This window comes from Mesorhizobium sp. M7A.F.Ca.MR.148.00.0.0 (assembly GCF_003997735.1).
Taxonomy (GTDB): Bacteria; Pseudomonadota; Alphaproteobacteria; order Rhizobiales; family Rhizobiaceae; genus Mesorhizobium.
Genome location: NZ_RZTB01000025.1, coordinates 55,403 through 64,792, shown reverse-complemented (window position 1 = coordinate 64,792; position 9,390 = coordinate 55,403). Strand labels below are relative to the sequence as shown.

Below are 9,390 nucleotides of genomic sequence, written 5' to 3'. Positions count from 1 at the left end.
ATGTGGCATTGCCGAGCGCCAGCAAGGCGTAGACCGAAATGCCTTGCATGGTCGGCTGCGCCACCATCAGCGCGCCGACGAAGCCGAGTCCGATCAGCGCCATGCGCCGGCCGCCGATCCGCTCGCCAAACAGGATCGAGGAGCCGACCAACATCAAGAGCGGCGTGATCTGGCCGAGCGCGGTGGAATCGGCGATCTGCATGTTGGCGAGCGCGACCACATAGCAAAGGATCGCCGCCAGTTCGAGCATGTTCCGGCTCAGGACGCGCTTGTCGAAGATCAGCGGGATCTGCTTGCCGTAGCCCAGCGCGAACAACAGCGGGAAGCCCCAGAGCGCTGCCGCGGCACCGCGCAGAAACAGCACTTCGTAAGACGGCAGGCCAGCCGTCGCGAGTTTCATCATCGTGTCGTTGACGAGATACGACCCCGTCGAGACGATCATGAACAGCGGGCCGCGGATAGAGGCAGGGATGAAATGCATCCGGCCACAAGATCAGAGGCGGGTGGTGGCGGCAATGGTCCATGGCCTGGCCATGATTCAGACAGGGCCGGGCACGCACGTCAGCGCTGTCGCGGCCTCGATCGGCCGGCGCGCTGCCCATTTCATTTTGCCCGGAGCCTTCCTATATCAGCGTCATATCCCGCAATCGGATCGATGGTTCGGACTGAGTGAGACGGCACCCGGCCAAAAGACGCTTGTGTTTTTTGGCCTTTGTCGCTAATCGCCCCGCATTCGACTGAACTGAAGGTCTTCGACCGAACTGAAGATCCGGGCCGTCCAAGGAAAGAGACAATGGCAAAAGGTAAATTCGAGCGTAACAAGCCTCACGTGAACATCGGCACGATTGGCCACGTCGACCATGGCAAGACGTCGCTTACGGCGGCGATCACCAAGTATTTTGGCGAATACAAGCGCTACGACCAGATCGACGCTGCCCCTGAAGAAAAGGCGCGCGGCATCACGATCTCGACGGCGCATGTCGAATATGAGACGGCCAACCGGCACTACGCTCACGTCGACTGCCCCGGCCACGCCGACTATGTGAAGAACATGATCACCGGTGCCGCGCAGATGGACGGCGCGATCCTGGTCGTGTCGGCTGCCGACGGCCCGATGCCGCAGACCCGCGAGCACATCCTGCTGGCCCGTCAGGTCGGCGTGCCGTCGATCGTGGTGTTCCTCAACAAGGTCGACCAGGTCGACGACGCCGAGTTGCTCGAACTGGTCGAGCTCGAGGTTCGCGAGCTTCTGACCAAGAACGAGTTCCCCGGCGACGACATTCCGATCGTCAAGGGTTCGGCGCTGGCTGCTCTGGAAGATTCGGACAAGAAGATCGGTGAAGACGCGATCCGCGAGCTGATGGCTGCGGTCGATGCCTACATCCCGACGCCGGTTCGTCCGCTCGACAAGCCGTTCCTGATGCCGATCGAAGACGTGTTCTCGATCTCGGGCCGCGGCACGGTCGTGACCGGCCGCGTCGAGCGCGGCGTGGTCAAGGTCGGCGAGGAGCTGGAGATCATCGGCATCCGTCCGACGACCAAGACGACCTGCACGGGCGTCGAGATGTTCCGCAAGCTGCTCGATCAGGGCCAGGCCGGCGACAACATCGGCGCGCTGCTGCGCGGCGTTGATCGTGAAGGTGTCGAGCGCGGCCAGGTTCTGGCCAAGCCCGGTACGGTGAAGCCGCACAAGAAGTTCGTGGCCGAAGCCTACATCCTGACCAAGGACGAAGGTGGCCGTCACACGCCGTTCTTCACCAACTACCGTCCGCAGTTCTATTTCCGCACGACCGACGTGACCGGCATCGTGTCGCTGCCGGAAGGCACCGAAATGGTGATGCCGGGCGACAACATCACGGTCGATGTCGAGCTGATCGTGCCGATCGCCATGGAAGAGAAGCTGCGCTTCGCCATCCGTGAAGGCGGCCGCACCGTCGGTGCCGGCATCGTCGTCACCATCAAAGAGTAATTTGGACTTAAACCGATCTGTCGCGGGCGCGGGAGTTGCCCGCGCCGCGCCAGAACAAGGAAGTGACGCATGAACGGACAGAATATCCGCATCCGCCTTAAGGCGTTTGACCACCGCGTGCTCGACGCCTCGACGAAGGAAATCGTGTCGACGGCCAAGCGTACCGGCGCAAACGTCCGCGGCCCCATTCCGCTGCCGACGCGGATCGAAAAGTTCACGGTCAACCGGTCGCCTCACGTCGACAAGAAGAGCCGCGAGCAGTTCGAGATGCGCACGCACAAGCGTCTGCTCGACATCGTCGATCCGACCCCGCAGACGGTCGATGCTTTGATGAAGCTCGATCTGGCCGCCGGCGTCGACGTCGAGATCAAGCTCTAAGGGAATGAGAGCGCGGTAAGGGGCGGTGCCCCTGGCCCGGAACTCTAAAGGAATTGAACCGATGCGTTCAGGTGTGATTGCAAAGAAGGTGGGAATGACCCGCATCTACAACGATGCCGGGGAACATGTTCCCGTCACCGTTCTCCTGATGGAGAACTGCCAGGTCGTGGCCCAGCGCACGCAAGAGAAGAATGGCTACACCGCCGTTCAGCTCGGCGTTGGCCTTGCCAAGGTGAAGAACACGTCGAAGGCGATGCGCGGCCATTTCGCGACCGCTTCCGTCGAGCCGAAGGCGAAGGTCGCCGAGTTCCGCGTCTCCGCCGACAACATGATCGATGTCGGCGCCGAGATCACTGTCGAGCACTTCGTCGCCGGCCAGAAGGTCGATGTGACGGGCACGACGATCGGCAAGGGCTTTCAGGGCGTCATCAAGCGCCACCACATGGGCGGTGGCCGTGCAACGCACGGTAACTCGGTTTCGCACCGTACGCACGGTTCGACCGGCCAGCGTCAGGACCCGGGCAAGGTGTTCAAGGGCAAGCATATGGCTGGCCACATGGGCGACACCCGCGTCACCACGCAGAATGTCGAGATCGTATCGACCGACGCCGACCGCGGCCTGATCCTGATCCGCGGTGCGGTTCCCGGATCGAAGGGCGCCTGGATCCTGGTCCGCGATGCGGCCAAGGTGGCACTGCCGGCCAATGCGCCGAAGCCTGCCGCGATCCGCGCCGTTGCTGCCGAAAGTGGCGCCAAGAACGAGGCTCCGGCCACAGAGGGAGCGGAATAATGGATCTCAAGATCACAACGCTGGGCGGCAAGGACGCCGGCAAGGTGGAACTCTCCGACGAGATTTTCGGCCTTGATCCGCGCGAAGACATCCTGCAGCGCGTCGTGCGCTGGCAGCTTGCCAAGAAGCAGCAGGGCACGCACAAGACCAAGGGTCGCGCCGAGATCGCGCGCACCGGCGCCAAGATGTACAAGCAGAAGGGTACGGGCCGCGCCCGTCACCATTCGGCACGCGCTCCGCAGTTCCGCGGCGGCGGCAAGGCCCACGGCCCGGTCGTTCGCAGCCACGAGCACGAACTGCCGAAGAAGGTTCGTGCTCTCGGCCTCAAGCATGCTCTCTCGGCCAAGGCCAAGAGCGCGTCGATCATCATCATCGACGAGCTGAAGCTGACCGAGGCCAAGACGAAGGCGCTGATCGCGAATTTCGCGACGCTGGGCCTGACCAACGCTTTGCTGATCGGCGGCGCCGAGCTTGACAAGAACTTCAAGCTGGCGGCGACGAACATCCCCAACATCGACGTGCTGCCCATCCAGGGCATCAACGTCTACGACATTCTGCGCCGCGGCACGCTGGTCCTTTCGAAGGCCGCCGTCGAGGCTCTCGAGGAGCGTTTTAAATGACCGACCTTCGTCATTACGACGTGATCGTCTCGCCGGCGATCACCGAAAAGTCGACCATGGCCTCCGAGCAGAACAAGGTCGTCTTCAACGTCGCCAAGAAGGCGTCGAAGCCGGAAATCAAGGCCGCCGTCGAAGCGCTGTTCGGCGTCAAGGTGATGGCCGTGAACACGCTTGTCCGCAAGGGCAAGATCAAGCGCTTCCGTGGCACGGTTGGCCGCCAGAGCGACGTCAAGAAGGCGGTTGTGACGCTGGCCGATGGTCAGTCGATCGACGTCGCGACGGGTCTCTGAGCAAGGCCGCGAGGACAGAACAATGGCACTGAAAAAATTCAACCCGGTAACGCCCAGCACCCGTCAGCTGGTCATCGTCGACCGCTCGGGTCTTTACAAGGGCAAGCCCGTCAAGGGTCTGACCGAAGGCCTGACCAAGTCGGGCGGCCGCAACAATCACGGTCGCATCACCGCCCGCTTCATCGGCGGTGGTCACAAGCGTTCGTACCGCATCATCGACTTCAAGCGCCGCAAGTTCGACGTCGTCGGCACGGTCGAGCGCATTGAATACGATCCGAACCGCACCGCCTTCATCGCGCTGATCAAGTATGACGATGGCGAGCTGTCCTACATCATCGCTCCGCAGCGTCTGGCTCCCGGCGACAAGATCGTCTCCGGTGAATCGGTCGATGTGAAGCCGGGCAATGCGATGCCGCTGGCTTCGATGCCGGTCGGCACCATCGTCCACAACATCGAGCTGAAGCCGGGCAAGGGCGCTCAGGTCGCCCGTTCGGCAGGTGGTTACGGTCAGCTGGTCGGTCGTGACCAGGGCATGGCGATCCTGCGCCTCAATTCGGGCGAGCAGCGTGTCGTTCACGGCTCCTGCATGGCCACTGTCGGCGCCGTGTCCAATCCGGACCACGGCAACATCAATGACGGCAAGGCCGGTCGCACGGTCTGGCGTGGCAAGCGCCCGCACAATCGCGGCGTGACCATGAACCCGGTCGACCATCCGCACGGCGGCGGCGAAGGCCGCACATCGGGTGGCCGCCATCCGGTTTCGCCCTGGGGCAAGCCGACCAAGGGCAAGAAGACGCGGTCCAACAAGGCGACCGACAAGTTCATCCTGCGCTCGCGCCATCAGCGCAAGAGCTAAGAAGAGGTAACGCCAAGTGACTCGTTCGATTTGGAAAGGCCCCTTCATTGACGGCTACCTTCTCAAGAAGGTGGACAAGGTTCGTGAAGGTGGTCGCAATGAGGTGATCAAGATGTGGAGCCGTCGCTCCACCATCCTGCCGCAGTTCGTCGGCTTCACCTTCGGTGTCTACAACGGCCAGAAGCATGTTCCCGTCTCGGTGAACGAGGACATGGTCGGTCACAAGTTCGGTGAATTCGCTCCGACCCGGACCTATTACGGTCACGGCGCGGATAAGAAGGCGAAGAGGAAATAATCATGGGCAAGGCCAAAGCTCCGCGCAGGCTTGCTGATAACGAAGCGCGCGCCGTATTGCGCACGATCCGTATCAGCCCGCAGAAGCTGAACCTCGTTGCCGCGCTGATCCGCGGCAAGAAGGTCGCGACAGCGCTTTCCGATCTCGAATTCTCGGCCAAGCGGATTTCCGGCACGGTCAAGAAGACGCTGGAATCGGCAATCGCCAACGCGGAAAACAACCACGACCTGGATGTCGATGCACTGATCGTGGCGGAAGCCTATGTCGGCAAGTCGATCGTCATGAAGCGGTTCCATGCCCGTGGCCGCGGTCGCGCCAGCCGTATCGAGAAGCCGTTCTCGCACCTCACGATCGTCGTTCGTGAAGTCGAAGAAAAAGGGGAGGCCGCATAATGGGCCAGAAAGTCAATCCGATCGGCCTTCGCCTCGGCATCAACCGCACCTGGGATTCGCGCTGGTTCGCGAACACCGGCGAGTACGGCAAGCTGCTGCATGAGGACATCAAGATCCGCAAGTATCTCGAGAAGGAGCTCAAGCAGGCTGCCATCTCGAAGGTCGTGATCGAGCGTCCGCACAAGAAGTGCCGCGTCACCATCCACGCCGCGCGCCCGGGTCTGATCATCGGCAAGAAGGGCGCCGACATCGAGAAGCTTCGCAAGAAGCTGATGGAGATGACGAAGTCCGAGACGCACCTCAACATCGTTGAAGTGCGCAAGCCGGAAATCGACGCGACCCTGGTCGCCCAGTCGATCGCCCAGCAGCTCGAGCGTCGTATCGCGTTCCGCCGCGCCATGAAGCGTGCCGTTCAGTCGGCGATGCGCCTCGGGGCCGAAGGCATCCGCATCAACTGCGCCGGCCGCCTCGGCGGCGCCGAGATCGCGCGCATGGAATGGTATCGCGAAGGCCGCGTGCCGCTGCATACGCTGCGTGCGGACGTCGACTACGGTACGGCCGAAGCGCACACGGCTTATGGCATCTGCGGCGTCAAGGTCTGGGTGTTCAAGGGCGAAATCCTTGAGCATGACCCGATGGCTTCGGAGCGTCGGGCCAGCGAAAGCGATGCAGCGCATGGCGGTGGTGGTGATCGCGAACGCGGTCGTCGTCGCGAAAACGCCTGAGACATTTAGGAATTTGGAGTTAGAACGATGCTGCAGCCAAAGCGCACAAAGTTCCGCAAGCAGTTCAAGGGCCGTATCCATGGTACCGCAAAGGGCGGCACCAACCTGGATTTCGGTGGTTTCGGGCTGAAGGCGCTTGAGCCGAACCGCGTCACCGCACGTGAGATCGAGGCGGCCCGCCGCGCGATCACGCGTGAAATGAAGCGCGCTGGTCGCGTCTGGATCCGTATTTTCCCGGACGTGCCGGTCACTTCGAAGCCGACCGAAGTCCGCATGGGTAAGGGCAAGGGTGCGGTCGACTACTGGGCGGCGCGCGTCAAGCCGGGCCGTATCATGTTCGAGATCGACGGCGTCAATGAAGAAACCGCCCGTGAGGCACTGCGTCTCGGCGCGGCCAAGCTCTCGGTCAAGACGCGCTTCGTGCAGCGCATCGCAGAATAAGGACGGGCTGATCATGAAAGCCGAAGACATCCGGACCAAGACCCAGGACCAGCTGACCGACGACCTGGCCAGCCTGAAGAAGGAGCAGTTCAACCTGCGCTTCCAGAAGGCCACCGGCCAGCTCGAGAAGACCGCGCGCGTGAGACAGGTCCGTAAGGATATTGCGCGTATCAAGACCATCGCTGCGGAAAAGTCCGCGGCTAAGAAGGCTTAAGGACGAAAACCATGCCAAAGCGCATTCTGCAGGGCACCGTCGTCAGCGACAAGAACGAGAAGACGGTTGTCGTCAAGGTCGAACGGCGCTTCACGCATCCCGTGATGAAGAAGACCGTGCGCATGACCAAGAAGTACAAGGCGCACGACGAGAACAACGCCCACAAGGTTGGCGATCAGGTGTTCATCCAGGAATCGAAGCCGATTTCCAAGGACAAGCGCTGGATCGTCGTGTCTTCGGACCAAGCCTGACCTCGGGCGTAAACAACGAATTTTGGACAGACCGGGGAGGGGCTTTGAGCCCATCCCGTTAGAAGAGAAGAAGGCGGCCAGTCATGATTCAGATGCAAACAAACCTCGACGTCGCGGATAATTCAGGCGCCCGTCGTGTCATGTGCATCAAGGTGCTGGGCGGCTCGAAGCGGAAATACGCTTCCGTGGGCGACATCATCGTGGTGTCGATCAAGGAAGCCATTCCGCGCGGCCGCGTAAAGAAGGGCGATGTGATGAAGGCGGTCGTGGTTCGCACGGCCAAGGACATCCGCCGCCCGGACGGCAGCGTGATCCGTTTCGACAAGAACGCGGCCGTTCTCGTCGACAACAAGAAAGAGCCGATCGGCACGCGTATCTTCGGACCGGTTCCGCGCGAACTCCGCGCCAAGAACCACATGAAGATCATCTCGCTCGCGCCTGAAGTGCTGTAAGGAGCCGGACCAATGCAAAAGATTAGAAAAGGCGACAAGGTCGTCGTGCTGGCCGGCAAGGACAAGGGCCGTTCGGGCGAAGTCCTCTCGGTGCAGCCGAAGGAAGACACCGCGCTGGTGCGCGGCGTCAACATGATCCGTCGTCACCAGAAGCAGTCCCAGTCCCAAGAGGGCGGGATCATTACCAAGGAAGCGCCGATCCAGCTGTCGAACATCGCGCTGGCCGACCCCAAGGATGGCAAGCCGACCCGTGTCGGTTTCATCTTCCAGAAGGACGGCAAGAAGGTGCGCGTCGCCAAGCGCTCGGGAGAAGTCATCAATGGCTAAGGCTCAATCCAAGCAGGCGACCGCGAACAACACGCCGCGCCTCAAGCAGGTCTACAACGAGACCATCCGCAAGGCGTTGCAGGAACAGTTCGGCTACGACAACGAGATGCAGGTTCCGCGCATCGACAAGATCGTGCTGAACATGGGCGTTGGCGAAGCGACCGCCGATTCGAAGAAGCCTTCGATCGCGGCCGAAGACCTGGCGATGATCGCCGGCCAGAAGGCCGTCGTCACCCGCGCCCGCAACTCGATCGCCGGCTTCAAGGTCCGCGAGAAGATGCCGATCGGCGCTAAGGTCACGCTGCGCAAGGAACGTATGTACGAGTTCCTCGACCGTCTCGTGAACATCGCACTGCCACGCGTCCGCGACTTCCGCGGGCTCAATCCGAAGAGCTTCGATGGCCGTGGCAACTACGCCATGGGCATCAAGGAACACATCGTGTTCCCGGAGATCAACTACGACAAGGTTGATCAGATCTGGGGCATGGACGTCATCGTTTGCACGACTGCGAAGACGGATGACGAAGCCAGGGCATTGCTCAAGGCTTTCAACTTCCCCTTCCGCCAGTAACGGCAGCGAGAAAAGGAAAAATCTGAAATGGCAAAGACCAGCTCAGTCGAGAAGAACAACAGGCGCCGCAAGCTTGCCGACCAGTACGGTCCCAAGCGCGCTGCCCTGAAGGCGATCATCATGGATCAGTCCAAGCCGATGGAAGAGCGTTTCCGCGCTCAGCTCAAGCTTGCCGCCATGCCGCGCAACTCGGCCAAGATCCGCATCCGCAACCGCTGCGAAGTCACCGGCCGTCCGCGCGCCTACTATCGCAAGCTCAAAGTATCGCGCATCGCGCTTCGTGATCTCGGCAATAACGGCCAGATCCCGGGCCTGGTCAAGTCGAGCTGGTAAGGAGGACATAACATGTCATTGAGCGATCCTCTCGGCGATATGCTGACCCGCATCCGCAACGCGTACGGCCGCAAGAAGTCGAGCGTTTCGACGCCGGCTTCGCGTCTGCGCACCCGCGTCCTCGACGTGCTGAAGGCTGAAGGCTATATCCGCGATTACAGCCAGACCGACTTCGACAACGGCAAGTCCGAAATCGAGATCGAGCTGAAGTATTTCGACGGCGCGCCGGTCGTGCGCGAAATCGCCCGCGTTTCGAAGCCAGGCCGCCGCGTCTATGTTTCGGCCAAGTCGATTCCGCAGGTCGCCAACGGCCTCGGCATCGCCATCCTTTCGACACCGAAGGGCGTGATGGCCGACCATGAAGCACGTGAACAGAACGTCGGCGGTGAGATCCTCTGCCAGATCTTCTGATCTGGCAGTTGACCGCAAAGTGGAATCCGGTCTTCGGATCGTTCCCGAAGACAGAGACCTGAAACAAGAGAAGTG

The 9,390-nt window shown here is 61.5% G+C and carries 18 protein-coding genes; 17 read left to right on the top strand and 1 reads right to left on the bottom strand.

All coding sequences use genetic code 11. The features are described from left to right. Positions 1-481 (bottom strand): EamA family transporter (locus EOB49_RS37575; RefSeq protein ID WP_245472672.1); only part of this gene is annotated, 481 nt, incomplete at its 3' end. Between the two features lie 312 nt (positions 482-793). On the opposite strand from EOB49_RS37575, the gene tuf reads away from it, so the two are divergent. From tuf to rpsH, 17 genes are all read left to right on the top strand, one after another. Then, on the top strand, positions 794-1,969 hold the full coding sequence (tuf, locus tag EOB49_RS12845) for an elongation factor Tu (RefSeq protein ID WP_013531404.1): 1,176 nt from the start codon (positions 794-796) through the stop codon (positions 1,967-1,969). A 69-nt stretch (positions 1,970-2,038) separates the two neighbouring features. After that, entirely contained in the window at positions 2,039-2,347 is a 309-nt protein-coding gene (gene rpsJ / locus EOB49_RS12840) for a 30S ribosomal protein S10 (protein WP_010909272.1), read from the top strand. Positions 2,348-2,408: 61 nt separating this feature from the next. Continuing rightward, positions 2,409-3,137 (top strand): 50S ribosomal protein L3, encoded by a 729-nt coding sequence (rplC, locus tag EOB49_RS12835; protein WP_013531422.1) that lies wholly within the window; start codon positions 2,409-2,411, stop codon positions 3,135-3,137. After that, positions 3,137-3,757, top strand: coding sequence for a 50S ribosomal protein L4 (gene rplD, locus EOB49_RS12830; protein ID WP_013531423.1), 621 nt, complete (start codon positions 3,137-3,139; stop codon positions 3,755-3,757). The genes rplC and rplD overlap by 1 nt, the downstream gene beginning before the upstream one ends. Beyond that, positions 3,754-4,047 (top strand): 50S ribosomal protein L23, encoded by a 294-nt coding sequence (locus EOB49_RS12825; RefSeq protein WP_013531424.1) that lies wholly within the window; start codon positions 3,754-3,756, stop codon positions 4,045-4,047. The genes rplD and EOB49_RS12825 overlap by 4 nt, the downstream gene beginning before the upstream one ends. A gap of 22 nt (positions 4,048-4,069) precedes the next feature. Next, positions 4,070-4,903 carry a 50S ribosomal protein L2 gene (rplB, locus tag EOB49_RS12820; protein WP_024505067.1) on the top strand — a complete coding sequence of 278 codons (834 nt, stop codon included), beginning with the start codon at positions 4,070-4,072 and terminating at the stop codon, positions 4,901-4,903. Between the two features lie 16 nt (positions 4,904-4,919). Beyond that, positions 4,920-5,198: a 30S ribosomal protein S19 gene (gene rpsS, locus EOB49_RS12815; protein ID WP_006205463.1), complete on the top strand. Its 279-nt coding sequence runs from the start codon at positions 4,920-4,922 to the stop codon at positions 5,196-5,198. A gap of 2 nt (positions 5,199-5,200) precedes the next feature. Further along, positions 5,201-5,590, top strand: coding sequence for a 50S ribosomal protein L22 (rplV, locus tag EOB49_RS12810; RefSeq protein ID WP_006205462.1), 390 nt, complete (start codon positions 5,201-5,203; stop codon positions 5,588-5,590). Beyond that, positions 5,590-6,315, top strand: a complete 726-nt coding sequence (rpsC, locus tag EOB49_RS12805) for a 30S ribosomal protein S3 (RefSeq protein WP_013531426.1) — start codon at positions 5,590-5,592, stop codon at positions 6,313-6,315. Before rplV ends, rpsC begins: the two co-directional genes overlap by 1 nt. 27 nt (positions 6,316-6,342) lie before the next feature. Continuing rightward, positions 6,343-6,756: a 50S ribosomal protein L16 gene (rplP, locus tag EOB49_RS12800; protein ID WP_013531427.1), complete on the top strand. Its 414-nt coding sequence runs from the start codon at positions 6,343-6,345 to the stop codon at positions 6,754-6,756. 13 nt (positions 6,757-6,769) lie between these two features. Beyond that, complete coding sequence (rpmC, locus tag EOB49_RS12795; RefSeq protein WP_006205459.1) at positions 6,770-6,970, top strand: 50S ribosomal protein L29; 201 nt, start codon at positions 6,770-6,772, stop codon at positions 6,968-6,970. Between the two features lie 11 nt (positions 6,971-6,981). Next, complete coding sequence (gene rpsQ / locus EOB49_RS12790; protein WP_010909280.1) at positions 6,982-7,221, top strand: 30S ribosomal protein S17; 240 nt, start codon at positions 6,982-6,984, stop codon at positions 7,219-7,221. A gap of 83 nt (positions 7,222-7,304) precedes the next feature. Next, positions 7,305-7,673: a 50S ribosomal protein L14 gene (rplN, locus tag EOB49_RS12785; RefSeq protein ID WP_006205457.1), complete on the top strand. Its 369-nt coding sequence runs from the start codon at positions 7,305-7,307 to the stop codon at positions 7,671-7,673. A gap of 12 nt (positions 7,674-7,685) precedes the next feature. Continuing rightward, positions 7,686-8,000 carry a 50S ribosomal protein L24 gene (rplX, locus tag EOB49_RS12780; RefSeq protein WP_013531428.1) on the top strand — a complete coding sequence of 105 codons (315 nt, stop codon included), beginning with the start codon at positions 7,686-7,688 and terminating at the stop codon, positions 7,998-8,000. Further along, positions 7,993-8,571: a 50S ribosomal protein L5 gene (rplE, locus tag EOB49_RS12775; RefSeq protein WP_127270613.1), complete on the top strand. Its 579-nt coding sequence runs from the start codon at positions 7,993-7,995 to the stop codon at positions 8,569-8,571. Before rplX ends, rplE begins: the two co-directional genes overlap by 8 nt. 27 nt (positions 8,572-8,598) lie before the next feature. Then, positions 8,599-8,904: a 30S ribosomal protein S14 gene (gene rpsN / locus EOB49_RS12770; protein WP_013895695.1), complete on the top strand. Its 306-nt coding sequence runs from the start codon at positions 8,599-8,601 to the stop codon at positions 8,902-8,904. 12 nt (positions 8,905-8,916) lie between these two features. Further along, the gene (rpsH, locus tag EOB49_RS12765) at positions 8,917-9,315 is read left to right on the top strand and encodes a 30S ribosomal protein S8 (RefSeq protein ID WP_013531431.1); all 399 of its coding nucleotides are present in this window, start codon (positions 8,917-8,919) and stop codon (positions 9,313-9,315) included. Positions 9,316-9,390 lie beyond the last annotated feature (75 nt).

Excerpts from the sequence above, each read along its gene's own strand:
- rplP (WP_013531427.1), top strand. The coding sequence starts at position 6,343 with ATGCTGCAGCCAAAGCGCACAAAGTTCCGCAAGCAGTTCAAGGGCCGT.
- rplC (WP_013531422.1), top strand. The coding sequence starts at position 2,409 with ATGCGTTCAGGTGTGATTGCAAAGAAGGTGGGAATGACCCGCATCTAC.
- rpsC (WP_013531426.1), top strand. The coding sequence starts at position 5,590 with ATGGGCCAGAAAGTCAATCCGATCGGCCTTCGCCTCGGCATCAACCGC.
- EOB49_RS12825 (WP_013531424.1), top strand. The coding sequence starts at position 3,754 with ATGACCGACCTTCGTCATTACGACGTGATCGTCTCGCCGGCGATCACC.
- tuf (WP_013531404.1), top strand. The coding sequence starts at position 794 with ATGGCAAAAGGTAAATTCGAGCGTAACAAGCCTCACGTGAACATCGGC.
- rplB (WP_024505067.1), top strand. The coding sequence starts at position 4,070 with ATGGCACTGAAAAAATTCAACCCGGTAACGCCCAGCACCCGTCAGCTG.
- rpsJ (WP_010909272.1), top strand. The coding sequence starts at position 2,039 with ATGAACGGACAGAATATCCGCATCCGCCTTAAGGCGTTTGACCACCGC.
- rplN (WP_006205457.1), top strand. The coding sequence starts at position 7,305 with ATGATTCAGATGCAAACAAACCTCGACGTCGCGGATAATTCAGGCGCC.
- rplV (WP_006205462.1), top strand. The coding sequence starts at position 5,201 with ATGGGCAAGGCCAAAGCTCCGCGCAGGCTTGCTGATAACGAAGCGCGC.
- rplD (WP_013531423.1), top strand. The coding sequence starts at position 3,137 with ATGGATCTCAAGATCACAACGCTGGGCGGCAAGGACGCCGGCAAGGTG.
- rpmC (WP_006205459.1), top strand. The coding sequence starts at position 6,770 with ATGAAAGCCGAAGACATCCGGACCAAGACCCAGGACCAGCTGACCGAC.
- rplX (WP_013531428.1), top strand. The coding sequence starts at position 7,686 with ATGCAAAAGATTAGAAAAGGCGACAAGGTCGTCGTGCTGGCCGGCAAG.
- rplE (WP_127270613.1), top strand. The coding sequence starts at position 7,993 with ATGGCTAAGGCTCAATCCAAGCAGGCGACCGCGAACAACACGCCGCGC.
- rpsH (WP_013531431.1), top strand. The coding sequence starts at position 8,917 with ATGTCATTGAGCGATCCTCTCGGCGATATGCTGACCCGCATCCGCAAC.
- rpsQ (WP_010909280.1), top strand. The coding sequence starts at position 6,982 with ATGCCAAAGCGCATTCTGCAGGGCACCGTCGTCAGCGACAAGAACGAG.
- rpsN (WP_013895695.1), top strand. The coding sequence starts at position 8,599 with ATGGCAAAGACCAGCTCAGTCGAGAAGAACAACAGGCGCCGCAAGCTT.